General features: G+C 53.9%; 19 protein-coding genes and 1 riboswitch. Of the genes, 6 read left to right on the forward strand and 13 right to left on the reverse strand.

Features of this window, described 5'->3' with window-relative positions:
• Positions 1-363: 363 nt before the first annotated feature.
• A complete protein-coding gene (gene murI / locus WB237_RS21350; protein ID WP_028018084.1) occupies positions 364-1,215 on the reverse strand; it encodes a glutamate racemase in 852 nt (283 codons plus the stop codon).
• Entirely contained in the window at positions 1,160-3,007 is a 1,848-nt protein-coding gene (btuB, locus tag WB237_RS21355; protein WP_336216201.1) for a TonB-dependent vitamin B12 receptor BtuB, read from the reverse strand. Before btuB ends, murI begins: the two co-directional genes overlap by 56 nt.
• A gap of 66 nt (positions 3,008-3,073) precedes the next feature.
• Positions 3,074-3,249: riboswitch (cobalamin riboswitch) on the reverse strand.
• A gap of 104 nt (positions 3,250-3,353) precedes the next feature.
• On the opposite strand from btuB, the gene trmA reads away from it, so the two are divergent.
• Positions 3,354-4,454 carry a tRNA (uridine(54)-C5)-methyltransferase TrmA gene (gene trmA / locus WB237_RS21360; protein ID WP_236920293.1) on the forward strand — a complete coding sequence of 367 codons (1,101 nt, stop codon included), beginning with the start codon at positions 3,354-3,356 and terminating at the stop codon, positions 4,452-4,454.
• A 90-nt stretch (positions 4,455-4,544) separates the two neighbouring features.
• On the opposite strand, the gene WB237_RS21365 is transcribed toward trmA, so the two are convergent.
• Both WB237_RS21365 and fabR read right to left on the reverse strand, forming a co-directional pair.
• Entirely contained in the window at positions 4,545-4,904 is a 360-nt protein-coding gene (locus tag WB237_RS21365; protein WP_008501783.1) for a YijD family membrane protein, read from the reverse strand.
• Positions 4,905-4,913: 9 nt separating this feature from the next.
• Positions 4,914-5,552 carry an HTH-type transcriptional repressor FabR gene (gene fabR, locus WB237_RS21370; RefSeq protein WP_028018088.1) on the reverse strand — a complete coding sequence of 213 codons (639 nt, stop codon included), beginning with the start codon at positions 5,550-5,552 and terminating at the stop codon, positions 4,914-4,916.
• Between the two features lie 196 nt (positions 5,553-5,748).
• Between fabR and sthA the strand changes: the two genes are divergently transcribed.
• Positions 5,749-7,149: a Si-specific NAD(P)(+) transhydrogenase gene (gene sthA / locus WB237_RS21375; protein WP_028018089.1), complete on the forward strand. Its 1,401-nt coding sequence runs from the start codon at positions 5,749-5,751 to the stop codon at positions 7,147-7,149.
• On the opposite strand, the gene oxyR is transcribed toward sthA, so the two are convergent.
• The 4 genes from oxyR to argC form a co-directional block, all read right to left on the reverse strand.
• Positions 7,123-8,049 (reverse strand): DNA-binding transcriptional regulator OxyR, encoded by a 927-nt coding sequence (gene oxyR, locus WB237_RS21380; protein ID WP_028018090.1) that lies wholly within the window; start codon positions 8,047-8,049, stop codon positions 7,123-7,125. The genes sthA and oxyR overlap by 27 nt on opposite strands.
• Before the next feature lie 304 nt (positions 8,050-8,353).
• Positions 8,354-9,727, reverse strand: a complete 1,374-nt coding sequence (gene argH / locus WB237_RS21385) for an argininosuccinate lyase (RefSeq protein WP_028018091.1) — start codon at positions 9,725-9,727, stop codon at positions 8,354-8,356.
• A gap of 74 nt (positions 9,728-9,801) precedes the next feature.
• Positions 9,802-10,578, reverse strand: a complete 777-nt coding sequence (gene argB / locus WB237_RS21390) for an acetylglutamate kinase (protein WP_108091191.1) — start codon at positions 10,576-10,578, stop codon at positions 9,802-9,804.
• 6 nt (positions 10,579-10,584) lie between these two features.
• Complete coding sequence (gene argC, locus WB237_RS21395) at positions 10,585-11,589, reverse strand: N-acetyl-gamma-glutamyl-phosphate reductase (protein ID WP_063144395.1); 1,005 nt, start codon at positions 11,587-11,589, stop codon at positions 10,585-10,587.
• Between the two features lie 88 nt (positions 11,590-11,677).
• Here argC and argE point away from each other — a divergent pair, with 88 nt between their 5' ends.
• The 3 genes from argE (at position 11,678) to WB237_RS21410 (ending at position 16,630) form a co-directional block, all read left to right on the forward strand.
• The gene (gene argE / locus WB237_RS21400) at positions 11,678-12,829 is read left to right on the forward strand and encodes an acetylornithine deacetylase (protein ID WP_128348449.1); all 1,152 of its coding nucleotides are present in this window, start codon (positions 11,678-11,680) and stop codon (positions 12,827-12,829) included.
• Between the two features lie 246 nt (positions 12,830-13,075).
• A complete protein-coding gene (gene ppc, locus WB237_RS21405; protein WP_129994735.1) occupies positions 13,076-15,727 on the forward strand; it encodes a phosphoenolpyruvate carboxylase in 2,652 nt (883 codons plus the stop codon).
• 54 nt (positions 15,728-15,781) lie between these two features.
• A complete protein-coding gene (locus tag WB237_RS21410) occupies positions 15,782-16,630 on the forward strand; it encodes a helix-turn-helix transcriptional regulator (RefSeq protein WP_336216342.1) in 849 nt (282 codons plus the stop codon).
• Here WB237_RS21410 and WB237_RS21415 read toward each other — a convergent pair.
• From WB237_RS21415 to WB237_RS21435, 5 genes are read right to left on the reverse strand one after another with little or no spacing between them, the layout of a single operon-like run.
• Positions 16,617-16,973 carry a PTS fructose-like transporter subunit IIB gene (locus tag WB237_RS21415; protein ID WP_336216216.1) on the reverse strand — a complete coding sequence of 119 codons (357 nt, stop codon included), beginning with the start codon at positions 16,971-16,973 and terminating at the stop codon, positions 16,617-16,619. The two genes, WB237_RS21410 and WB237_RS21415, sit on opposite strands and share 14 nt — an antisense overlap.
• Positions 16,974-16,975: 2 nt before the next feature.
• Positions 16,976-17,851 (reverse strand): [formate-C-acetyltransferase]-activating enzyme, encoded by an 876-nt coding sequence (locus tag WB237_RS21420; RefSeq protein WP_336216219.1) that lies wholly within the window; start codon positions 17,849-17,851, stop codon positions 16,976-16,978.
• Entirely contained in the window at positions 17,817-20,111 is a 2,295-nt protein-coding gene (locus tag WB237_RS21425; protein ID WP_336216221.1) for a formate C-acetyltransferase, read from the reverse strand. The genes WB237_RS21420 and WB237_RS21425 overlap by 35 nt, the downstream gene beginning before the upstream one ends.
• Positions 20,112-20,163: 52 nt before the next feature.
• On the reverse strand, positions 20,164-20,484 hold the full coding sequence (locus WB237_RS21430; protein ID WP_129994732.1) for a PTS fructose-like transporter subunit IIB: 321 nt from the start codon (positions 20,482-20,484) through the stop codon (positions 20,164-20,166).
• Between the two features lie 14 nt (positions 20,485-20,498).
• Entirely contained in the window at positions 20,499-21,578 is a 1,080-nt protein-coding gene (locus WB237_RS21435) for a PTS fructose transporter subunit EIIC (RefSeq protein ID WP_028018101.1), read from the reverse strand.
• Between the two features lie 306 nt (positions 21,579-21,884).
• Here WB237_RS21435 and ptsP point away from each other — a divergent pair, with 306 nt between their 5' ends.
• Complete coding sequence (gene ptsP, locus WB237_RS21440; RefSeq protein ID WP_336216224.1) at positions 21,885-24,386, forward strand: phosphoenolpyruvate--protein phosphotransferase; 2,502 nt, start codon at positions 21,885-21,887, stop codon at positions 24,384-24,386.
• The last annotated feature ends 4 nt before the right edge of the window (positions 24,387-24,390 follow it).

The raw sequence follows: 24,390 nt of genomic DNA on the forward strand, positions 1-24,390 counted from the left end.
TAAACTTCGTAATGAATTACGTGTTCACTCGTTGAGACTTGGTATTCATTTAGTGTCCGAAGACATTAAGAATCCATGTCACTTTGAGTGCCCACACAGATTGTCTGATAAATTGTTAAAGAGCAGTTGCAACGCGGCTTTCGCTCACCGTTGCGAGGTCCCGTATATTACGTTTTCCTCATTCAGAGTCAAGCGATTATTTTCACTTTTCTCTGTTGGTGTTCATCTCTGAACCCCGCTAACCCGGCGGCGTGTGTGCCGTTGTTCCGTGTCAGTGGAGGCGCATTATAGGGAGTTCTCAGACGTTGACAACCCCTCTTTTGAAAAAAACTTTCAACCGCCTCTTTTTTGCTCAAAACCGTGCTACAACGCCAGTTTTTCGAGCGTTTCAAAGCCGTAACGATGTAAAACGGGCAAAAGTTGTTCAGTTTCTTTTGTGATCGCCATACAAAAAGCGATATTTGCATCGGTAGATTTTGCATCTGGCGCTTCATGTTCCAGCAACCAGGCGGTACGACGCGCAATTGCCGCACCGGAATCCACCAGACGAGTCCCCTCAGGCAGAACAGCCAGAAGCTCTTCCTGTAAAAGAGGGAAATGGGTACATCCCAGAACAACGGTGTCTGGCGGCTCCGGCATCCGCAACCACGGGCGCAAAATGCGGCGCAGCTCTTCCAGCGAAACAGCGTGTCCATGCAACTTCGCTTCAGCCATTTCGACAAGCTCCGCCGATCCGAGCATTGCTATCTGGCATTCATTAGCAAAGCGGTCGATCAGTTCACGCGTATAAGGACGCTTCACCGTGCCACGTGTTGCCAGCAAACCAACGATACCGTTCGCCGTCAGACGCGCGGCTGGCTTTATTGCAGGAACGACACCCACAACCGGGAACTGGAATTTTTCACGCAAGGCAGGAAGGGAAACCGTACTCGCCGTATTGCAGGCTATGACCGCCAGCGCAAGGGGGTAACGCTTTTGTACCGCGGTGACAATTTCAACCACACGCTCAACAATAAACTCTTCGCTTTTTTCCCCGTACGGAAAAGCGACGTTATCAAAAGCGTAGATGTAATGGAGATTCGGCAGGAGATGCCGAATCTCATCATAGACCGAAAGCCCACCAACGCCGGAATCAAACACCAGTACAGTGGGACGCGGATCAGAAGGTGTAGCTGCCAGACAAGGTGTATTCCCGTCCTGCAGTTTGATAGCCATAAACTGTCTCGTAATCTTTATCGAACAGATTGGCTATTTTACCACGAACTGTGAGGTGAGAGGTGACAGGATATGAAACTGCGATATCCCACAGGCTCACACCGCCCATTTTCACTTCGCGAGAAGGGTAACCGCTGAAGTCATCGTCGTAGCGGGTGCCCAGATAACGGTATGCAAGATCCCAGTCAATATCCCAGGTTTGCCAGTCGAGCTGATATTTCACCTGCTGTTTAGAGCGACGCTTGAGCACTTCATTGGTGTTTGCATTGCGCGGATCAACATAGTCATAAGAGACCTGATGGCTTACCGGACCGGTATCAAACTGAGCGGTGGCTTCAACCCCTTCGATACGCGCTTTGTCCACGTTATAAGGACGGTACATCTGATCGTAACCAATCAGATTATCGACATCGTTACGGTAAGCGCTAACACGCCAGCTCACCGGGCCGGTTAAGCCTTCAAATCCGCCTTCCCACTGCTTGCTCTCTTCAGGTTTAAGATCCGGGTTGCCGTACTTCTTACTGTGGATCTGGCTCATGGTTGGCGCTTTATAGGCCGTTCCGTAGGAGGCAATGAAGCGATATCCTTCGATAAACTCCCAGGCCGCGCTGGTTTGCCAGGTGCTGTGGTTGCCGAAGTTCGAGTTGTCATCATTACGGGCGGCTGCTTCCAGCGTCACGCTATCAAACTGCTGCATACCGGAGAGGAAAACACCCGTATTGTGCTGCTCGTAGCCTTTCTCCAGAGATGCCGTCCCCGACTGGGTTTTCTGTTTCAGCCAGTCCAGACCAGCTCCGATATTACCGTGACCGACGGCCACATTGTTCATCCACTGAGCGGTGTATTGCTTCACATCATCCATGCTGGAAGAGGCTGCATAGCGACCTTTGCTCGGATCATAGTTCAGGTCTTTGCTGCGACCATAGCCTGCCACCAACTGAGATTGATAAATTCCCTGGCTAAAGCGCAGACCGGTATCCCAGTTCTGGCTATACAGTTGACGCGTGTCCGGGGTGCCGAGTATCGCCGTGTAATCATCATTGTAAGTATCGTAACCGTCATACGCCGTGCGGTTGTCATAACCAAAGCCACGGAAGAAGCCGCTCACGCTGTCGGTGATCTGCTGTTCCACAGAGCCGTATAACGACTTACTCATAAAGCCATCGCGATCCGGCTGACGCGGTGCATCCTGGGCAGCAATATCAAAACCACGGGTATAGGTGTAGTTACCCGCCATGGTGATTTTGGTTTTATCAAGAACCTGCTGGAAAGAGCCATCATAGGTTTGGTAACCCTTAGACCCCACACCCGCAGAAATTTCCGCACCCGGTTTATCGCGTCCGGTAATGATGTTGATCACACCGCCAATCGCGTCAGAACCATACAGGGCCGAACGTGGGCCACGAATGTATTCAATACGCTGAATCAGGGAAGTCGGGATCTGGCTCAGGTCAGGAACGTTGCTGATCCCGGCGTTATTCAAAGGAATACCGTCAATCAGCACCAGCACATGGCGAGATTCGGTTCCGCGAATAAAAGTCGAAGAGTTCGTGCCCATTCCACCACTTTGCGCGATATCCACGCCAGGCAGACGTGACATGATTTCCACCACACTCTTTGCCTGCCAGCGTTCAATATCTTCACGCGTCACAACAGATGTCGGAGCCAGAACGGTTTTTGCCGGTTGTTCAAAACGGTTTGCAGTCACCACCAACGAGTCTTCGCTATCCTGCGCCCAGCCCGAAAATGCCGTGACGGACAACGCCGTCAGCAGCGATACTTTTTTAATCATTGTTAAAGCATCCACAATATAAGAAGGATGCCGCAGGCCTCATCTATAGCACGCGATAATGAAACCAAATGCGACGTGATCCCGGCAGGTCTTCGGGCTAGGTGGCTTTATAAGGATGAAGACTTCCCATTTTCACAGTGTCTACAACTCTCATCCCGCCAGTCTTTACCGCTGCGCGTCAGCTCCAGATTTACACTGGATTCCCTTTTCACTCTCAGGAGACCGGAAACAGAATGCTACAATTAGACACGTATAGATGTCCAGATAGCTATTAGCCATTAAATCTGGACATCCCCTGAACAATGCCTACAATCCCCGCGTAATTCTTTATCACTCAGGACGCATCATGACCCCAGAACACCTCCCGACAGAACAGTACGACGCACAGCTGGCAGAGAAAGTTGTCCGCCTGCAAAGTATGATGACGCCTTTCAACGCGCCCGTTCCCGAGGTGTTCCGCTCTCCTGTCAGCCACTACCGCATGCGCGCTGAATTCCGCATCTGGCACGACGGTGACGACCTGTACCACATCATTTTTGATCAGCAGACAAAATCCCGTATCCGCGTAGACAGTTTTCCGGCGGCAAGCGAGCTGATTAACCAGCTAATGACCCTCATTATGGACGGTGTGCGCACCAACCCTGTGCTGCGCAATAAGCTGTTCCAGATTGACTACCTGACTACTCAAAGTAACCAGGCGATTGTCTCTCTGCTGTATCACAAAGCGCTGAATGACGAGTGGCGTGAGCAGGCAGAAGCCCTGCGCGATGCACTGCGCGCGCAGAACATCAATGTTCATCTGATTGGCCGTGCCACCAAAACCAAAATCATGCTGGATCAGGATTACATAGACGAGCGTCTGCCGGTTGCAGGTAAAGAGATGGTGTATCGTCAGGTCGAGAACAGCTTCACCCAGCCGAACGCTGCGATGAACGTGCAGATGCTGGAATGGGCGCTGAAGGCGACGGAAGGGTCGACGGGCGATCTGCTTGAGCTGTACTGCGGTAACGGCAACTTCTCGCTGGCGCTGGCGCGAAATTTCGAACGCGTGCTGGCCACAGAAATCGCCAAACCATCGGTTGCGGCTGCACAGTACAACATCGCGGCCAATCATATCGACAACGTGCAGATCATTCGTATGGCCGCAGAAGAGTTTACGCAGGCGATGAACGGCGTACGTGAGTTCAATCGATTACAGGGTATCGACCTGAAGAGTTACCAGTGTGAGACGATTTTTGTCGATCCGCCGCGCAGTGGCCTGGACAGCGAAACCGAGAAGATGGTGCAGGCGTACCCGCGTATTTTGTACATCTCCTGCAATCCGGAGACGCTGTGCAAGAACCTCGAAACATTAGGCCAGACGCACAAGGTTGAACGTCTGGCGCTGTTCGATCAATTCCCGTATACGCACCATATGGAGTGCGGTGTACTGCTCACGGCAAAGTAATGTGGGCCTTGTAGGGCAGGTAAGCGAAGCGCCACCTGCCAAAAAAGCCGGATGGCGCTTCGCTTATCCGGCCTACAATGACAAAACCTTTTACTCTGGTAACTGGCTCTTACGGCTACGCATACGCGAGCCAATCCAGAACACCAGCGCCACAGACAGTACCGCAGGGAAGAAGTTAGAGCCGATATCCGGATACTCGGCACGCACCACAGTGCTATACAGCAACACACCCAGAATAAAGCAGGCGGCAGCCAACCCCGGTAACCCGACCGGCATAGTGCGGTTCAGGTAACGTTGATGCAGACAGTAAACCGTCAGCACCAGTGCAATTAGCGGGAAAATCGAAAATGGCACGATTGAGCTAAAAATAGCGGCAAACGTACCATTAATGGATAAGCCAGCGATCAATGCCAGCAACAGCGTCCCTTTATCCTGACCTGACTGTTTCATTACTCACCTTCACTCTTCGGTTTGATGTGCCAGTTTCTCTTGTTCACGGCGATACCAGTAGTACGCGCCTTTAGAAATCATGCGCAGCTGTAATACCAGTCGCTCTTCGAGCTGCTTGCGTTGTTCAATGCTGATATCCAGCGCTTCGGCACCCGCGCTGAAAACAATCGTCACCATCGCCTCAGCCTGTGCTTCTGTAAACGCACGCGGCATATGGTTTTCGAGTTCAAGATAGTCGGCAAGTTCCGCGATGAAATGCTGAATTTCACGCGCGACGGCAGCACGAAACGCCGCAGAGGTTCCGGAACGCTCGCGCAGAAGCAGACGAAACGCGTTGGGGTTATTGCCGATAAATTCCATAAAGGTCGACACGGAGGTGCGGATCACGCTGCCGCCTTTTGCGATACGCTGACGCGCCTGGCGCATGAGCTGGCGAAGCATCAGACCACTTTCGTCGACCATGGTCAGACCCAGTTCATCCACATCACGGAAGTGACGATAGAAGGACGTTGGCGCAATCCCGGCCTCGCGCGCAACTTCACGCAGGCTCAAACTGGCAAAACTACGCTCGGCACTCAGTTGACTAAATGCGGCTTCCACCAGCGAACGCCGGGTTTTCTCTTTTTGTTGTGCTCTTACGCCCATCACGATAGTTGAATCCTTCCAAAGGCCTGATGGCACTATACCAGAGAATAAAATTAATCTGTTTGTCTGGCTTTGTGAATGATTGTTTACGCGCGGTTTGTGCTTCACTGCCCGAAAAAAGCACAACGATAATTGGGTTACTCTGGCAATGATGTTATGATCCTGTTGCTTTTATGTATAAGAACAGGTAAGCCTTACCATGCCACATTCCTACGATTACGACGCAATAGTTATTGGTTCCGGCCCCGGCGGCGAAGGTGCTGCTATGGGTCTGGTGAAACAGGGAGCCAGAGTAGCGGTCATTGAGCGCTACCATAATGTTGGCGGCGGTTGCACTCACTGGGGCACTATCCCTTCCAAAGCCCTCCGCCACGCCGTTAGCCGCATTATCGAATTTAACCAGAACCCTCTTTACAGCGACCACTCCCGACTTCTTCGTTCATCCTTTGCCGACATCCTGAATCACGCGGATACCGTCATTAACCAGCAGACACGTATGCGTCAGGGGTTTTATGAGCGTAACCACTGTGAAATTTTGCAGGGCAACGCGCATTTTGTTGATGAGCACACCCTGGCGCTCGAATGCCACGATGGTTCGGTTGAAACCATCACCGCTGAAAAATTCGTTATTGCCTGCGGCTCGCGCCCGTACCATCCGGCCGACGTCGACTTCTCGCACCCACGTATTTATGACAGCGACTCCATCCTCAGCCTGCACCACGAACCACGCCATGTGATTATCTATGGCGCTGGGGTGATTGGCTGCGAATATGCGTCGATCTTCCGGGGCATGGAGGTCAAAGTTGACCTAATCAACACCCGCGATCGCCTGCTGGCTTTCCTCGACCAGGAGATGTCGGATTCCCTCTCGTATCACTTCTGGAACAGCGGTGTCGTCATTCGCCACAACGAAGAGTACGAGAAAATCGAAGGCTGCGATGACGGTGTGATCATGCACCTGAAATCAGGCAAGAAGCTAAAAGCCGACTGCCTGTTGTATGCCAACGGCCGTACCGGTAACACCGATTCACTGGCGCTGGAAAACATTGGTCTGGAAACCGACAGCCGTGGTCAGTTGAAGGTCAACAGCATGTACCAGACCGCCCTGCCGCACGTTTACGCAGTCGGTGATGTTATTGGCTATCCAAGCCTCGCGTCAGCAGCCTACGACCAGGGACGCATTGCAGCTCAGGCGCTGGTGAAAGGCGAAGCAACGGCGCATCTGATTGAAGATATTCCGACAGGTATTTACACCATCCCGGAAATTAGCTCAGTCGGGAAAACCGAACAGCAACTGACGGCCATGAAAGTGCCTTACGAGGTGGGTCGTGCGCAGTTTAAACATCTGGCGCGCGCGCAAATCGTGGGGATGAGTGTGGGAACGCTGAAGATTTTGTTCCATCGCGAGACGAAAGAGATCCTCGGTATTCACTGCTTTGGTGAACGCGCCGCGGAAATCATTCATATCGGCCAGGCGATAATGGAGCAAAAAGGGGGTGGTAACACCATCGAGTACTTCGTTAACACCACCTTTAACTACCCGACCATGGCAGAAGCCTATCGGGTAGCGGCACTAAACGGTCTGAACCGCCTGTTTTAACGCGCTGTCAAAGTGGCCATCCATTGAACTCCGGATGGCCTCTGCCAGCTGCTCATAGCGGCTGCGCAGCGGCGAACCAGGGCGATAAACCAGGCCAATCGTACGGCGTGGCTCTGGCTTAATGCACGGCAGGTACACCACGCCATCTCGCGTGCGTTCTCGCGGTACGGCCAGCGCAGGCAGCAGTGTAATACCACTTCCCGCAGCCACCATATTGCGCAGCGTTTCCAGGCTGGTTGCGCGGAAATGGGTATCTTCATCAGCACCCGCTTCAAAGCAAAAACCCATCGCCTGATCGCGCAGACAGTGGCCATCTTCCAGCATCAGCAGTTTTTCGCCGGCCAGATCGGCCATCGGCACACGATCGCGGTTCGCCCACGGGTGATCTTGATAGATCGCCAGCATCATCGGCTCGTCAAACAGCGGTACCTCAATAAAGGCTTCACTCTCTTTCACCAGCGCCAGAATGGCGCAATCGAGTTTGCCGCTATCTAACTGCGCCAGCAGCTGATGGGTCTGCGCTTCGTGCAGGTACATTTCAAGTTTCGGGAACGTCTGGTGCAGCATCGGAATGATGTGCGGCAACAGGTACGGGCCAACGGTTGGGATCAGGCCAATATGCAGTGGGCCAGACATCGTTTCTCCCTGCTGGCTTGCCATTTCCTTGAGCACTTTGACCTCGCGCAGCACGGTGCGCGCCTGATCAACCAGCAGCAGACCGGCCTGGGTGAACAGTACCTTACGACTGGTGCGCTCCAGCAGCATCACCCCCAGCTCATCCTCCAGCTTGCGGATCTGACCGCTCAGCGTAGGCTGGCTGACGTGGCAGGAATCTGCCGCGCGGCGAAAATGACGGTGCTCGGCTAACGCTACCAGGTATTCAAGATCACGAATATTCATTATTCATCCTCCGTCGCCACGATAGTTCATGGCGATAGATAGCATAGCAACGAACGATTATCCCTATCAAGCATTCTGTTGAATAATACACCACATAGACGAGGCGGTACGTGTTTGGCCCTTGACGACCCCGCTCCGTCAGCGAGTTTCTCTCAAAACTCGAACAACTAAAGCCAACGTGAACTTTTGCGGACCCCGTGGTCCGCTTTTTTTTGCGTAAAAAAGCCTGGCGTTAAGCCAGGCTCCGTTTTTCTCCCTCTCCCCATGGGAGAGGGTCGGGGGTGAGGACACCCGCCCGCACAGTTTAAACTAACCGGTTTTTCGCATCCGCAATCGCCTGCGCGACCTGCTTAGGTGACACGCCGCCTTTCGCCGCACGCTTATCCAGACAAGACTGCAACGCCAGAATCGGATAAACATCATCCCCGATAACCGCACTGAACTTCTGCAGCTCGGCAAGCGCCAGGTCTTCCAGCGGTTTACCCTGGCGAATCGCTTCCACTACCGCTTCGCCCACAATATGGTGCGCTTCACGGAACGGTACGCCTTTCGCAACGAGGTAATCCGCCAGCTCAGTGGAGTTGGCATACCCCTGCTGCGCCGCTTCCTGGCAACGCGGGCGTTTCACCTGAATACCATCCAGCACCAGTGCGCCCATATGCAGACAGTCCAGCCAGGTGTCGAGCGCATCGAACAGCCCTTCTTTGTCTTCCTGCATATCTTTGTTATACGCCAGCGGCAGCCCTTTCAGGGTCATCATCATGCCGGTCAGCGCGCCCTGGACGCGGCCACACTTGCCGCGGATAAGCTCCAGCGCATCCGGGTTTTTCTTCTGCGGCATCAGGGAAGAACCTGAAGTCACACGGTCAGACAACTCGACAAACCCGGCCTCACCGGAGTTGAAGAAGATCAGGTCTTCTGCGAAACGCGACAGGTGGACCATGCCGATTGAAGCATTTGAGAGCAGTTCCAGCACATGGTCACGGTCAGACACGCTGTCCAGGCTGTTACGGGTGGCAGACGCAAAGCCCAGCCAGCCCGCCAGCTGCTCACGGTCAATTTCATACGCCGTACCGGCCAGCGCGCCGCTACCCAGCGGACTCACGTCCAGACGTTTCAGGGTATCCTGCAGACGGCTTTCATCACGTGCCAGCATCTCGACATAGGCCAGGCACCAGTGCGCAAACGTCACTGGCTGCGCACGTTGCAGGTGGGTGTAACCCGGCATGACCGCGTCCTGGTTATTCTGAGCGGTTTCCACCAGCGCACTCTGCAGTTGACGGTTAGCGGCCAGCAGTTCGCCAACGGTATCTTTACACCACAGCTTCAGATCGGTTGCGACCTGGTCGTTACGGCTACGGCCAGTGTGCAGCTTCTTACCCAACTGACCGACTTTATCGATCAGTTTGCCTTCTACCCAGCTGTGAATGTCTTCGGCGTCGCTCTGGAGGATTTGCTCCGGGTTCAGGCGCACTTCCTCCAGCAGATTATTCAGTGCCTCTTCCAGCTGCTGCTGTTCCTCTGCGGTCAGTACGCCAACTGTCACCAGCGCTTTGGACCAGGCCACAGAGCCGACAATATCCTGTTCGGCCAGGCGGTAGTCGAAGCGCAAAGAGTCGTTGAACTGTTTGAACCGCTGATCCGCTGCCTGTGTAAAACGCCCACCCCAAAGTGCCATAACATCGTTCCTTTATTCGTTAGTTCCGCCGGGTGGCGCTACGCTTACCCGGCCTACGGTCATTCAATAAAAACTTACGCTAAAATACGCGTGCCAATCGGCGTGCCGTTAAACAGCGCCGGGAGTTGCTCCGCGTGACGCCAGGAGGCGATATCTACCGGGCGGCCGAGCGTGCGCGCGGCATCCAGTGCAGCGTTCACTTTGACGATCATGCCGTCGGTAATAATACCCTGCGCAATCAGCTGCTCGGCTTTCGCTGCCGTCATTTCCGCAATGCGCTGACCTTTGCCGTCCAGAATACCGCTCACGTCAGAAAGCAGGATCAGGTCTGCGCCCAGCGTTGCCGCCAGTGCCGTTGCCGCCTGGTCCGCGTTCACATTCATCAGCTCGCCCTCTTCGGTGACACCGATAGAACTGACCACCGGCAGGAAACCACCGTCCAGCAGCGTGTTAATCAGCTTAGGCGAACCTGGCTGCGCCAGTCCAACATGACCGAGTTCTTCGTCGAGCTGAGTCACTTTTACGCTATCGCCATCGCCCAGGTAGAGGCCTACGGAAGCAATATGGTGTTTCTTCGCCCATGCCAGTAGCGTTTTGTTCGCCGTCCCCGCTAGTGCACCGGTGATGATGTCAATCTGATCCGCAGGCGTGACGCGCAGACCATTTTTCTTTTTCACCGGCAGATTGAGTCCTTTCATCAGTTCATCCACCACGCAACCGCCACCGTGAACAATCACCAGCGGACGTTGGTGAGATTCGCGATAGTTAACCAGCGCGGTAAAAAGACGCTCCAGCGCTTCTTCGCTGTCCAGCAGTACACCACCGAGTTTGATAATTAATGGGTTCATCATCACACCTTAAATAAGAGCCTGCGTTTCAGGGAAGCCGAAACGAATATTTGCGCACTGCATTGCCTGAGCGGCAGCGCCTTTGAGTAAGTTATCTTCTGCGGCGACCACAATCAGGTGTTCGCCCTGCACGGCAAAGCCGATATCGCAGAACGGCAGACCGACCACGTTTTTCAGCGCCGGGACGCCTTTATCGTACAAACGCACAAGCGGTTTATCCGCGTATGCCTGAGTGAAGACCTCGTTCACCTGTTCTTTGGTTACGCCCGGTTTCAGGCGGCAGGTAATGGTTTCGAGGATCCCACGCGGGAAGCTGCCCAGGTGCGGGGTGAAAATCACCTCCGCTCCCAGATGGGTGGTAATTTCAGGGTGATGACGGTGGTTAAACACGCCATACGGCTGAAGGCTCACTTCGCAGAAGCTGTTGGAGATAGCGGCCTTGCGCCCGGCACCGCTCACGCCACTGGTGGCGTTGATCACTGGCCACTGATTAAGATCCAGCAGACCTGCGTCGATCAATGGCTTAAGTGAAAGCTGCGCCGCCGTCGGGTAGCAACCCGGTACAGCAATCAGATCCGCTTCTTTCAGTTTGTCTGCGCTCCACTCCGCCAGGCCGTATACCGCTTTTTCAAGCAGATCCGGGTGCTGATGGGTAAAACCGTAATATTTTTCATAGAACGCGCCATCGTTAACACGAAACGCGCCAGAGAGGTCGAACACCACACAACCGGCCGCCAGAAATTGCGGTGCCAGGTCGTGGCTGACTTCGTGCGCAGTGGCCAAAAACACCACGTCGACACCGTCGGTGAACTCACTGATGTCAGACATTGGCTGCAACGGCAGATCAACAATGCCCTTAAGTTGCGGATGCAAATCAGAAATTAACTTTCCTGCATCATTGCTTTGCGCTGACACGGTCAAAGCGGTTATGGTCATATGTGGATGGCGATTCACGTAGCTTACAAGCTCTGCGCCCGCATAACCGCTAGCGCCTACAATCAGCGTATTCAACATCGGGTTCCTTTATGCTCAACGTTAATGTATTTTTATTCACATTTATTGCATGAATATTGATACTATCACGACCTAAGGTGTGTCAACAATGAAAATGAACTTACCGCCATTTATCGAGATCTACCGCGCCCTGATCGCCACACCGTCCATCAGTGCAACCGAAGAAGCGCTGGATCAGAGCAATGAGTCTTTAATCAATCTGCTGGCGGGTTGGTTTAGCGATCTTGGGTTTAACGTTGAGGTTCAGCCCGTCCCCGGAACCCGCCACAAATTTAACCTGCTCGCCCGCACCGGAACCGGTGCGGGCGGCCTGCTGCTGGCCGGTCATACTGACACCGTACCGTTTGATGATGGCCGCTGGACGCGCGATCCGTTCACCCTGACCGAGCACGACAACAAACTTTACGGTCTCGGCACTGCCGATATGAAAGGTTTCTTTGCCTTTATCCTCGACGCGCTGCGTGACGTCGACGTGACAAAACTGAAGAAACCGCTCTACATTCTGGCGACCGCCGATGAAGAAACCAGCATGGCGGGCGCACGCTACTTCTCTGAAAATACGTCAATTCGCCCGGATTGCGCCATTATCGGCGAACCAACATCTCTGCAACCGATTCGTGCGCACAAAGGTCATATCTCGACGGCAGTACGTGTGCTGGGCCAGTCCGGGCACTCCAGCGATCCGGCGCGTGGCGTGAACGCCATTGAGCTGATGCATGATGCCATCGGCCACATCATGCAGCTGCGTGATTCCCTGAAAGAGCGCTATCACCATGATTCGTTCACGGTTCCTTACCCGACGCTGAACCTCGGCAGCCTGCACGGCGGCGATGCCTCCAACCGTATCTGCGCCTGCTGCGAGCTGCATATGGATATCCGCCCGCTGCCGGGCATGACGCTGAGCGATCTGAACGGGTTACTGACAGAAGCCCTGGCACCGGTGAGTGAACGCTGGCCTGGTCGCCTGACAGTTTCCGATCTTCATCCGCCAATTCCGGGCTACGAGTGCCCGCCGGATCACCAGTTGGTCGACGTGGTGGAAAAACTGCTCGGCGAGAAAACCGATGTGGTGAACTACTGCACCGAAGCGCCGTTTATTCAAACGCTCTGCCCGACGCTGGTCCTTGGCCCTGGCTCCATCAACCAGGCCCACCAGCCGGATGAATATCTGGAAACTCGCTTTATCAAGCCAACCCGCGAACTGATTACTCAGGTTGTGCATCACTTCTGCTGGCATTAATGACCTTTCCCCTCTCATCTGAGAGGGGAAAATCTCGCGATCTCCGTCACATTCCCATAAGCATCACTTATCTGACGCGAAGCGAATTAAATTTCGTAAATTACCCACATTTATTCGTTTGCTGAACCGTTTTCGCAGCAATTGACGACGGGGGTTTTACGTGGCTTTATAAAGGGAGATGACAAAATAATGTCCAGAAGATTTTCGACTGGGCATAAACAAAAATGATGGGGTGACTGGGTTTTTATGAACGAACAATATTCCGCGTTGCGTAGTAATGTCAGTATGCTCGGCAAAGTGCTTGGAGATACCATCAAAGATGCGTTGGGGGAGAACATCCTCGACCGTGTTGAAACCATCCGCAAGCTATCGAAATCTTCTCGTGCAGGTAATGAGGCCAATCGTCAGGAGCTGCTAACCACGTTGCAGAACCTCTCTAACGATGAACTGTTACCCGTTGCACGCGCATTCAGCCAGTTCCTGAACCTGGCAAATACCGCTGAGCAATACCACAGCATTTCGCCAAATGGTGAAGCTGCCAGCAACCCGGAAGTCATTGCCCGTACACTTCGTAAACTTAAAGATCAGCCAGGCCTCAACGAAGACACCATCAAAAAAGCGGTGGAGTCCCTTTCGCTGGAGCTGGTACTGACTGCTCACCCAACCGAAATCACCCGTCGTACCCTGATCCACAAAATGGTGGAAGTGAACAACTGCCTGAAGCAGTTGGATAACAAAGACATCGCTGACTACGAACGCAACCAGCTGATGCGCCGCCTGCGCCAGCTGATTGCCCAATCCTGGCACACCGATGAAATTCGTAAGCATCGCCCAAGCCCGGTTGACGAAGCCAAATGGGGCTTTGCGGTGGTAGAAAACAGCCTGTGGGAAGGGGTTCCGAACTACCTGCGCGAACTGAACGAACAGCTGGAAGAGAACCTGGGCTACCGCCTGCCGGTGGATTTTGTGCCAGTGCGCTTCACCTCCTGGATGGGCGGCGACCGCGATGGTAACCCGAACGTTACCGCAGAGATCACCCGTCATGTCCTGTTGCTGAGCCGCTGGAAGGCCACTGACCTGTTCCTGAAAGACATTCAGGTGCTGATTTCCGAACTGTCGATGGTTGAAGCAACACCGGAACTGCGCGAGCTGGCTGGTGAAGAAGGTGCCAGCGAGCCGTATCGTTTCCTGATGAAAAAACTGCGCAGTCAGCTGATGGCTACTCAGGCCTGGCTGGAAGCTCGTCTTAAAGGCCAGCGTCTGCCAAAACCAGAAGGTCTTCTGAGCCAGAACGAACAGCTCTGGGAACCCCTGTACGCCTGTTATAAATCTCTGCAGGCCTGTGGGATGGGTATCATCGCGAACGGTGAGTTGCTTGATACCCTGCGCCGTGTGAAGTGTTTTGGCGTGCCACTGGTGCGTATTGATGTGCGTCAGGAGAGCACCCGTCATACTGAAGCCCTGGGCGAACTGACCCGCTATCTCGGCATCGGCGATTATGAAAGCTGGTCCGAAGCCGACAAGCAGGCCTTCCTGATCCGCGAACTGAACTCCAAACGTCCTTTGCTGCCTCGCAACTGGGAACCAAGTAACGACACCCGCGAAGTTCTCAACACCTGTAAAGCGATCGTTGATGCGCCGAAAGGATCGGTGGCGGCCTATGTGATCTCCATGGCGAAAACACCGTCCGACGTGCTGGCCGTTCATCTCCTGCTGAAAGAAGCCGGTATCGACTACGCCTTGCCGGTCGCACCGCTGTTTGAAACCCTTGATGACCTGAACAATGCCAATGATGTCATGACCCAGTTGCTGAACATCGACTGGTATCGTGGCTTTATTCAGGGCAAACAGATGGTCATGATCGGCTATTCCGACTCCGCAAAAGATGCGGGCGTGATGGCAGCATCCTGGGCCCAGTACCAGGCGCAAGATGCACTGATTAAAACCTGTGAGAAAGCTGGTATTGAACTGACCCTGTTCCACGGCCGTGGTGGTTCAATCGGACGTGGCGGTGCACCGGCTCATGCCGCACTGCTGTCACAACCACCGGGAAGTCTGAAAGGCGGTCTGCGCGTAACCGAACAGGGCGAGATGATCCGCTTCAAGTACGGCCTGCCAGAAGTGACCGTCAGCAGTCTGTCGCTTTATACCAGCGCGATTCTGGAAGCGAACCTGCTGCCACCGCCGGAGCCAAAAGCGTCCTGGTGTCATATTATGGACGAGCTGTCAGATATCTCCTGCGATCTGTACCGTGGCTACGTGCGAGAAAACAAAGACTTCGTACCTTACTTCCGTTCAGCGACGCCTGAGCAGGAGCTGGGTAAACTGCCGCTGGGCTCACGTCCTGCTAAGCGTCGCCCAACCGGTGGCGTAGAATCCCTGCGTGCTATCCCGTGGATCTTCGCCTGGACGCAGAACCGTTTAATGCTGCCAGCCTGGCTGGGTGCCGGTGCCGCGCTACAGAAAGTGGTAGAAGATGGCAAACAGAGCGAGCTGGAAACCATGTGCCGCGACTGGCCATTCTTCTCAACCCGCCTGGGTATGCTGGAGATGGTCTTCTCGAAAGCTGACCTGTGGCTGGCGGAATACTACGATCAGCGTCTGGTGAAACCTGAGCTGTGGGCACTGGGTAAAGAGCTGCGCGAACTGCTGGAAGGTGACATCAAAGTGGTGCTGGATATTGCCAACGACTCACACCTGATGGCGGACCTGCCGTGGATTGCCGAGTCTATTCAGCTACGTAACATCTATACCGACCCGTTGAACGTCCTGCAGGCAGAACTGCTGCATCGTTCGCGTCTGGCGGAAGAAGAAGGTAAAGAGCCGGATCCACGCGTTGAACAGGCGCTGATGGTGACGATTGCAGGCGTTGCGGCAGGTATGCGTAACACCGGCTAATGCTTTATGCCCGGCAGCGCTGCGCTTGCCGGGCAATACCTCGGTATTCACATCATGCACCACGATATCCCCCACATCCTGAGTGACCTGATAAACGGCACGTTGCCGCTACGTCAGGTGCATTTTGCAAACTCAACATCCTCCGTTCCCGCACTTGCCTTGCAGGTCGATTTTCCTCGTCTGGAGATCGTGCTCGAAGGTTCGGTGAAAGACCTGGCTGCTTCCGTTTTACAGCAGGGTGATGTTTTATACGTTCCTGCTGGCGGCTGGAATGATCCGCAATGGCAAAAGCCCGCGACGACGTTGAGCATTCTGTTTGGCAAACAGCAGCTTGGATTTAGCCTCCTGCACTGGGACGGTGTTGAGGTCCGTAACCTGGCAAAACGGCATGTTGCCCGCAGAGGTCCTCGTATTGGCTCATTCCTGCTGCAAACGCTCCATGAAATGCAGATGCAGCCGCATGAGCAGCAAACCGCACGGCTGATTATCGCCAGCCTGCTTAGCCACTGCGTCGACCTGCTGGGCAGCCAGATCCAAACCGCCTCGCGTAGTCAGGCTCTGTTTGAAGCGATTCGGGTCTATATTGACGAGCACTACGCCGCGCCGCTAACCCGTGAATCCGTGGCACAGGCGTTTTACATCTCCCCCAACTATCTGTCGCATCTCTTCCAGAAAACAGGTGCAGTGGGTTTCAATGAATACCTGACGCATACCCGGCTGGAACACGCGCGTCAGTTGCTGAAAGGGTATGATTTAAAAGTGAAAGAGGTGGCACATGCCTGCGGGTTTGTTGACAGTAACTATTTCTGCCGGTTGTTCCGTAAAAACACAGAGCGATCCCCGTCAGAATACCGTCGCCAGTATCACAGCCAGCTAACAGGGAAAGTGGCTAGTCCAGAATGAGCTGAGTATGCTGCGGTGCGGAAAACATTTTACGCACCGCCCCCATCACCCTTTGCGGGTCACGTAAAAAGGCGTTAATCCCGCACTTCACGTAGCGGGTATGTTCGAAGCGTTCACTGCCAGCCAGTTCGATATCCGCGATCAGTAGAACAACATCGGCGCGACGAATATCGTCATCTGTGAGCTCGTTTTCAACGCCCAGAGCTCCCTGCGTCTCAATGTGAACGCTCCACTTCTCTTGCTGGCAGAGTTTTTCAAGCCGTTCGGCTGCCATATAGGTATGTGCAACGCCACTGACACAAGCGGTTACCGCCACCAGGTGACGTTCCGTTATCACTGCCATACTTAACCTCCTACGGTGACATGGAACCCTTCGCGCTCAGCCATTTGACACATCGCCGCAACCTCACTTTCTGTTGGCGGAACCACTTGCCGCATCTCCCACTCCTGACCAAGGAGACGATACTTTGGTTCCCCGTACTGATGGAACGGCAGTAAATGCAGTTGCCGTATTCCAGAAGGTAACAGAAACGCCAGCACGCGAGCCATGTTCGTTTCATTGAGCGTAAAACCCGGAATAAGCGGCACGCGAGGGATCACATTTACTCCGTCAGCCACCAGTTGCATAAAATTATCGAGCACTCTGGGCAGATTCATTGCTACCACTGAACGCGCCTGCTCCGTATCCATTATTTTCAAATCAAACAGCACTTCATCACACTGGTGTGCCAGTGGCAGTAAGCGAGATAAAGGCGCATCTCCTGCCGTTTCGATGGCTGTATGCACGCCATATCGACGCAGCCTCTGCATAAGCAGTGTCGCAAAAGGTGCCTGCATCAACACCTCCCCTCCGGAGAGGGTGACGCCACCACCCGAAGAACGGAAGAACACATCGTCTTTCATTACCTCACGTTCGAGCACATCGAGCGTAACGTCTGTTCCAATATGCTCGAACGCGCCAGAAGGGCACTCATTAGCATCCCGCAGACAGGGGCTACAGTGCAAACATTTGCTCACGCGACGCACTGTCTCGATTTTCGGTGAGATCGACTCAGGATTAGCACACCAGGGGCAGCGGTGAGGACAACCTTTAAAAAACACTACCGTGCGAATGCCACGCCCATCATTCAACGAATAGCGCTGAATGTTGAAAATACGCGCCGCATCGGCGCGCGTTTCAACCTCGTCACAGCTGATGTGCTGTACGACGGATAATGTCATCCTGGATCTCCTTCGATAACTCAACAAAGAAGGCGCTGTATCCGGCAACCCGGACGACCAACCCGGCAAAATCCTGTGGGCGCTGCTGTGCTTCGCGTAACGTGTCCGCGTTAACGACGTTGAACTGGATATGTTGCAGTTTAAGCTGGGTGAACGCGCGCAGAAAATCCGCCAGCTTTTGCAGCCCGGCATCGCCTTCCAGCGTCGCAGGCGTGAATTTAACGTTCAGAAGTGTACCGTTAGATAATAAATAGTTATCCAGCTTACTCACCGATTTCAGTACCGCCGTCGGGCCCTGCATATCTTGCCCGAGCATAGGAGAGAGCCCACCGTCTGCCAGCTGCTCACCTGCCAGGCGACCATCCGGTGTGGCACCCACGACTGCGCCCAGCGGTACGTGTGCCGACACGGTATATGAACCGGGGGTAAATTGCCCACCACGCGGGTTGCGGTATTTTTCGACCTCTTTACAGTAATGGCGCAGCAATTCAGCGCTGATATTGTCGACATCATCAATATCATTGCCGTATTTTTCGAAGCGGTTGATCAGCCTTGCACGCACTTTCTCGCCTTCAGGGGTGGCAAAATTGGCTTTTAACACGGCTAATAGCTCATCAAAACTTAAGCGTTGCTGTTCAAAAACCAGCCCTTTCAGAGCATGCAATGAATCACTCAGATTCGCTATCCCTATCCCCTGCACGCCAGAGAAGTTATAGCGTGCACCGCCGTCGGTAATATCTCTCCCCGTAACCAGGCAATCACTGATAAACGAAGAGAGAAGCGGAACGGGCGCCCAGTCGCGGTGGCCGATATCGCAGATATTGCTCCCCTCGACCATCAGCGCAATGTAGTGATTAATTTTGGCGCGAATATGCCTCAGCAACTCTTCATAACTGAGATCCGCATTACCTTCGTTCTCCTGCATCGCGATTTCCATGACTTTCAGCAAGTTAAACATCGCGATATCGTGAAGGCCGTAGGTTTTACCCGGAATGGACAGTTCAACGCAGCCGACAACAGCGTAATCACGTGCATCTTCAAGTGACACACCACGATTCAGGAAAGCTGGCACCACCACTTCATCGTTAAATATCTGCGGAATACCGGTTCCCAGGCGGATCGTCTCTGCAGTTTTGAGCAGGAAAGGTCGATCAATAAGTTCGTTCACTCGCACGCCAAGGTTGGGTTGAGGAAGCTGAACGCTCTGGTAGGCATCCAGGCACAGGAAGGAAAGCACATTCACCGCACTGCGACCACTCTCCGTCAGGCCGCCCAGCAGTGCAGTATATCCCGTCGGGAATCCGGCAAAATAACGTGCGCTGCTGGTCGAACGTAATAGCACCACGTCATTGCACTTCACCCACAGTGATTCCAGTAGCTCTTTCAGAAACGCGGGATCGTCACCTTGCGAGAGCGAAGCCTGATAAAACGGCAACATATACTGATCAAAGCGCCCGATGGAGAGCGAGCTGGCGTTAGATTCGTACTGTAAAATAACGTTCATGTACCAGAATAGCTGACACGCCTGCCAGAACGTTTGCGGTTTATGCTGAGCGTTATGACGAGAGTTTTCCGCAATCTTCAGTAATTCCTCTCGTCGAGATCCATGGCTGATGGCAGCGACGTCTTCAGCCAGCACTGCATAGCGTAGAATGTGGCGCTGCGAGGCTTCAAGCAGAATCAGCGCCGCTGCATAGAAGGTGTTTTCCGTATCGCGGGTGCAATGTTCACGCATTTCCTCTACCAGCGCACCCAGACCATTATTCAGCAGGCGTGGATAATCAATGATGATATGCCCCTGCCCTTTATCCGTCTGGTTGACGCTAAAAATCTGTGTCCCCACGGCGGCTTTCACTTCATCCGTCATCTGGCTGTTGATGAAATCCTTCATCGACCGTTTTTCCCACCAGGGATACAGCACTTCACGGTAGATCCGCTTATCCTCGTCGCTAATGTCGAAGCGATCCTGGGGTCGTGTGGCAAACTGATCCAACTCCTTAAGCAGCCAGTACGGGTCCATCTCAGGGGACATAATCCCTGCACGCGGTTTAACGGTGCGGTTTCCGGCAATCAGTTCCTCATCACGAATCGCGATATTCACATGGTCGAGAATGTACGCCGTGGCTTTCGCACGCCTGAGCATAACCGGCTCGCCTTCCGTCTGCTGATAACTGGCGGTATAGAGCAAAGCACGCTCAAGTGAGATTTCGCGCGGGTTAGCAAAGAGTGCGTCTTTCAGACGCTGGGTACGATTCGTCATGAGGTAACTCCTGTAACGGAAAAACGAGCCCGCCCCGAAGGGCGGGAGAGCATCAGGCAGTTTGTGTCAGGTGGGCATCAATTTTGTTCATGATGGCGTCAGCACGCTTTACCGCGTCGCTAATGTTGACGCGCACGATGGTTTTCCCGGCAAAACGTTCCTCGAATTTAATGCCGATATCTTTAGTCAGGATCACCATATCCGCTGCGGCGATATCCTCAGCCGTCAGTTCGTTCTCAAGACCTATCGACCCCTGCGTTTCAACTTTCACTTCCCAGCCTTTGGCTTTAGCGGCACTTTCCAGTGCTTCGGCCGCCATATAGGTATGCGCAACGCCTGACGGGCATGCCGTTACTGCGATAATTCGGGCCATGTTCTCTTCCTCATTCAGTTAATTTCGAAATCCAGATCCAGGTCGTCCTCTTTTTCTTCGACCTGTTTTGCATTCTTGCGGGCAATACTTTTCAGCACGTTAACGCTGATGGCGGTAACCACCGCACCCACGGCTACTGCCGCGATGTAGCCCAGTTTGCCCTCCACCACAGGGAGAACGATAAGCCCGCCCCATCCGGCATAACATTGTGCGCCCATCACGGCAGCCGTCACTGCACCGCACGCGGAGCCCAACATGATGGAAGGGATCACGCGCAGAGGATCGGCTGCAGCAAATGGAATCGCCCCTTCGGTGACCCCCACGCAGCCCATCACCAGTGCCGCTTTACCCGCTTCACGCTCTTCACCAGTAAAATTCTTGCGATTAATGAGCGTCGCCAGGCCTAACCCCAGCGGAGGCACACAGATACCCACCGCTGCGATTGCCACAACGGTGTAGACGCCCTGGGCAACACAGATCAACATAAAGGCATAGGCCACTTTGTTAATTGGCCCTCCCATATCGAAGGCCAGCATCAGCCCCATGATGACGGCCAGCACAACGATGCTGCCCTGCTGCATTCCTTGCAGCCACTGAGTTAACCCTGTGGTTAACGCCCCGACAGGCTCACCCAGGCCCCACATCATGATGCCCGCGGTAAGAAAAGTGCCGATAATAGGGATGATGAAGATAGGCATGACTGAGCGCAGCACTTTCGGAACCGGCAGTTTCTTCAGATACCAGACAACTATCCCACCGAGTATCCCGGCAATAATGGCGCCGAAGAACCCCGCACCGAAGCTATTACCAACCCAGGCCGCAATGGCGCAAGGAGCAAGCGCGGCACGTTCGGCAATGGAATAGCCAATATAGGCGGCGAGGAAGGGGACCATCAGCGTTAACCCGGCCACGCCGATATCGAACAGTTTTTTCAGGTTGGGATCGGTTGCTGCATCCGGTACCGCGCCTTTGCCGTACAACATGACTGAAACCGCCAGCAAAATTCCGCCTGCAACCACGAACGGAATCATGTGCGACACACCTGTCATCAGATGCTGCCGCGTGTTCTTGAGAATATGCACCAACTCTTTCATATGTCGCTCCTGGCCTAAAACCCTAAAGGTGTTGTGGCAAACAATAGGCAATCAGAAAGTCGGCGGACAGGAGACAAAAAGGCCATTTACTGGATTTTTGTAATGTTGAAATGAAAATGCGATCCGCCTCGACATTTCGCACAGACGGAAGCGTAAGACAAACCATCACAACCTGTGAGTCAAATCTCACTTTTCGCGTGATATTACATTTGTCCAGTTTTTGGCAGATTTGTCACATGGCGCGCGTCATCACCGCACTCGTATGCTGTTCCCCAATTAATGATGATTGGTTTGAGGAGTGTGTGTATGGCTCTGGTAGTGGAATTTACCTGTGAATTACCCAACGGGGTTCACGCGCGTCCGGCAAGTCATGTGGAAACGCTGTGCAATACGTTTAGCTCACAAATCGAATGGCACAACCTGCGCACTGGCCGTAAAGCCGATGCCAGAAGCGCACTGGCTCTTATTGGTACCGATACGCTGGCAGGTGATGCATGTCGCCTGGTGATTCAAGGGGAAGATGAGCAAAACGCCCATCAACAACTGGAACACTGGATCCGGGAAGAGTTCCCGCACTGTGATTCACCACTCACAGAAGCCATCACTACCGAGCTTGATCCATTACCAGAATCCCTCACGCGCCTTAACCCAACGCTGTTCCGCGCCATGCCTGTTTGCAGCGGTAGCGCCCAGGGTATTCTGACCTTACTGACCTCGTTGGATCTCAATGCACTGACTGATTTGCCCGACGCGAAAAATGTTGAAGAAGAGCAGTCTGCGCTGAATAACGGTCTCACCCTGCTGGTGAAAAACATTGAGTTGCGTGCGATGGACAGCGAGAGTACCGCCAGCGCCATTCTCGATGCGCATCGATCGCTGGCGACGGATACCTCACTGCGCCAGCATCTTCTTGCAGGCGTGAGCCAGGGACTGAGCTGCGCGCAAGCAACAATCGCTACTGCAAACCATTTCTGCGATGCGTTTTCTCATTCCAGTAGCAGCTACCTGCAGGAGCGGGTACTGGATGTGCGCGATGTCTGCTATCAACTTTTACAACACATTTATGGAGAACAACGCTTCCCGGCGCCAGGCCAGTTGACGCAGCCGACCGTCTGCCTTGCTGACGATCTCACTCCCGGTCAGTTCCTGGAACTGGATAAAACATTACTCAAAGGGCTGCTGTTAAAGAGTGGCGGAACCACTTCGCACACCGTTATTCTTGCGCGCTCCTTCAATATTCCCACGCTGGTCGGCGTCGATAGCGAAGGTCTTCTTCAATGGCGCAACCAGCCTGTCTTCGTAGATGGCAATGCGGGCGCGGTTGTGGTCAATGCCAGTGATGCGGTGGTGCGCTACTATCAGCAGGAAGCACGAGTACAACAGGCGATCCGCGAGCAGCAACGCATCTGGCTTGTTCGGGAAGCCAGAACATCAGATGGCCTGCGCATTGAGATTGCCGCGAACATCGCTCATGCAGTGGAAGCCGTGGCGGCATTTGGTAACGGTGCCGAAGGCGTTGGCCTGTTCCGCACCGAAATGCTGTATATGGATCGCACCAGCGCCCCCGGTGAAAACGAGCTGTACAACATTTTCTGCCAGGCACTTGAAAGTGCAAATGAGCGCAGCATTATCGTGCGTACTATGGATATCGGCGGCGATAAACCGGTGGAGTACCTGAACATACCGGCAGAAAACAACCCCTTCCTCGGCTACCGCGCAGTACGTATCTACGAAGAGTATGCAACGCTTTTCACCACCCAGCTTCGGGCGATCCTGCGCGCCTCTGCTCACGGCAACCTGAAGATCATGATCCCGATGATCTCCTCCATGGAAGAGATCCTGTGGGTTAAAGAGAAGCTTGCCGAAGCGAAGCAGCAGCTTCGTACTGAACATATTCCATTTGATGAAAAAATCCCGCTCGGCATCATGCTGGAAGTGCCCTCGGTGATGTTCATCATCGATCAATGCTGCGAAGAAATTGATTTCTTTAGTATCGGCAGCAATGACCTGACGCAGTATCTCCTGGCCGTCGACCGCGACAACGCCAAAGTCACGCGCCATTACAACAGCCTGAACCCGGCTTTCCTGCGCGCTCTGGATTACGCGGTACAGGCCGTCCATCGCCAGGGAAAATGGATTGGCCTGTGCGGTGAGCTGGGTGCAAAAGGTTCTGTGTTGCCATTGCTGGTAGGTTTGGGCCTGGACGAGCTCAGTATGGGGTCGCCTGCTATCCCGGCGACCAAAGCGCGCCTGGCACAGCTTGATAGCCGCGCCTGCCGCCAGTTGTTGAACCAGGCCATGGCGTGTCGCACCTCACTTGAAGTGGAACACCTGCTCGCCCAGTTCCGCATGAATCAGCAGGATACACCGCTGGTGACACCACGCTGCATTTCTCTGGATAACGACTGGAACAGTAAAGAAGAGGTCATGAAAGGCATGACCGATAACCTTTTGCTCGCAGGGCGTTGCCGCTATCCGCGCAAGCTGGAAGCCGATCTGTGGGCGCGCGAAACCGTATTTTCTACCGGGCTGGGTTTTAGTTTTGCCATCCCACACAGCAAATCGGAGCACATTGAGCAATCCACCATCAGCGTTGCACGCCTGAAAGCCCCCGTCATGTGGGGAGATGAGGAAGCGCAATTCATCATCATGCTGACGCTGAACAAACACGCCGCAGGCGACCAGCACATGCGAATTTTCTCACGCCTGGCACGTCGCATCATGCATGAAGATTTCCGCAATGCGCTGGTGAACGCCAGCTCCGCGGAGGCTATTGCTTCTCTGCTGCAACACGAATTAGAACTTTAATACG

Origin of the sequence: Enterobacter sp. P82 (assembly GCF_037053385.1) — a bacterium.
Taxonomy (GTDB): Bacteria; Pseudomonadota; Gammaproteobacteria; order Enterobacterales; family Enterobacteriaceae; genus Enterobacter.

Bases quoted from the DNA above. Each gene is read 5' to 3' on its own strand.
- murI (WP_028018084.1), bottom strand. From the start codon at position 1,215: ATGGCTATCAAACTGCAGGACGGGAATACACCTTGTCTGGCAGCTACA.
- btuB (WP_336216201.1), bottom strand. From the start codon at position 3,007: ATGATTAAAAAAGTATCGCTGCTGACGGCGTTGTCCGTCACGGCATTT.
- trmA (WP_236920293.1), top strand. From the start codon at position 3,354: ATGACCCCAGAACACCTCCCGACAGAACAGTACGACGCACAGCTGGCA.
- WB237_RS21365 (WP_008501783.1), bottom strand. From the start codon at position 4,904: ATGAAACAGTCAGGTCAGGATAAAGGGACGCTGTTGCTGGCATTGATC.
- sthA (WP_028018089.1), top strand. From the start codon at position 5,749: ATGCCACATTCCTACGATTACGACGCAATAGTTATTGGTTCCGGCCCC.
- oxyR (WP_028018090.1), bottom strand. From the start codon at position 8,049: ATGAATATTCGTGATCTTGAATACCTGGTAGCGTTAGCCGAGCACCGT.
- argH (WP_028018091.1), bottom strand. From the start codon at position 9,727: ATGGCACTTTGGGGTGGGCGTTTTACACAGGCAGCGGATCAGCGGTTC.
- argB (WP_108091191.1), bottom strand. From the start codon at position 10,578: ATGATGAACCCATTAATTATCAAACTCGGTGGTGTACTGCTGGACAGC.
- argC (WP_063144395.1), bottom strand. From the start codon at position 11,589: ATGTTGAATACGCTGATTGTAGGCGCTAGCGGTTATGCGGGCGCAGAG.
- argE (WP_128348449.1), top strand. From the start codon at position 11,678: ATGAAAATGAACTTACCGCCATTTATCGAGATCTACCGCGCCCTGATC.
- ppc (WP_129994735.1), top strand. From the start codon at position 13,076: ATGAACGAACAATATTCCGCGTTGCGTAGTAATGTCAGTATGCTCGGC.
- WB237_RS21410 (WP_336216342.1), top strand. From the start codon at position 15,782: ATGCACCACGATATCCCCCACATCCTGAGTGACCTGATAAACGGCACG.
- WB237_RS21415 (WP_336216216.1), bottom strand. From the start codon at position 16,973: ATGGCAGTGATAACGGAACGTCACCTGGTGGCGGTAACCGCTTGTGTC.
- WB237_RS21420 (WP_336216219.1), bottom strand. From the start codon at position 17,851: ATGACATTATCCGTCGTACAGCACATCAGCTGTGACGAGGTTGAAACG.
- WB237_RS21425 (WP_336216221.1), bottom strand. From the start codon at position 20,111: ATGACGAATCGTACCCAGCGTCTGAAAGACGCACTCTTTGCTAACCCG.
- WB237_RS21430 (WP_129994732.1), bottom strand. From the start codon at position 20,484: ATGGCCCGAATTATCGCAGTAACGGCATGCCCGTCAGGCGTTGCGCAT.
- WB237_RS21435 (WP_028018101.1), bottom strand. From the start codon at position 21,578: ATGAAAGAGTTGGTGCATATTCTCAAGAACACGCGGCAGCATCTGATG.
- ptsP (WP_336216224.1), top strand. From the start codon at position 21,885: ATGGCTCTGGTAGTGGAATTTACCTGTGAATTACCCAACGGGGTTCAC.